The organism is Salinivibrio costicola subsp. alcaliphilus (genome assembly GCF_001996185.1).
Taxonomy (GTDB): domain Bacteria; phylum Pseudomonadota; class Gammaproteobacteria; order Enterobacterales; family Vibrionaceae; genus Salinivibrio; species Salinivibrio costicola.
The window spans coordinates 1-529 of sequence record NZ_MUFR01000129.1 but is presented as its reverse complement, the minus strand read 5'-3'; the positions used below and the strand labels follow the sequence as shown (position 1 = coordinate 529).

Genomic DNA, 529 nt, shown 5'->3' with positions numbered 1-529 from the left:
CTTTAGCTGCGTTAATTTTGTCACGGTCATATTTACCTTTTTGCATGATATTAGCAAGAACACCGATAGCCTTGTAACGCTCTCCCGTAAACAACAAATCAAGAGGCATTTGGCTAGCTGTAAGTATATCGCTTACAAGCTTAGTGCGACGATAACGAGACGCGGCGCTAGTTAGTTCACCGTACTTGGGGTCGTCGTGGTCTAGGTTTACCCGGTTTTTCACAAAGTCACGCTCAGCAAACACTTTCGAGTAAGCTTTCGTGTAACTAGACCCGTTAGTCATCATGTAAGCACAAAAACGGATAGCGTTGAGGTATTCGGTTACCGATGCTCGGGTGCCCTTAAGGACTGCTTCATAAACAGACGCGGTCTGTAGCAGACTTTCTCCCTGAAATTCGGGGTCGGTACGGCTGGCATTGATAATATCAACCGCTTCTTGGGTAATGACGTTCTTTTTGGAAGGCATAGCCTTCTTCATATCGTCTAGGGTGATGAGTTGAGTCATGTGGTTCTCTTGTATGTAAGTTAG

Annotated in this window: 1 protein-coding gene; it reads right to left on the bottom strand. The window is 45.4% G+C overall.

The window, feature by feature from the left end; all coding sequences use genetic code 11:
* A partial coding sequence (locus BZJ21_RS15495) for a hypothetical protein (RefSeq protein ID WP_077670262.1) occupies positions 1 to 505 on the bottom strand: 505 nt, incomplete at its 3' end.
* Positions 506 to 529 lie beyond the last annotated feature (24 nt).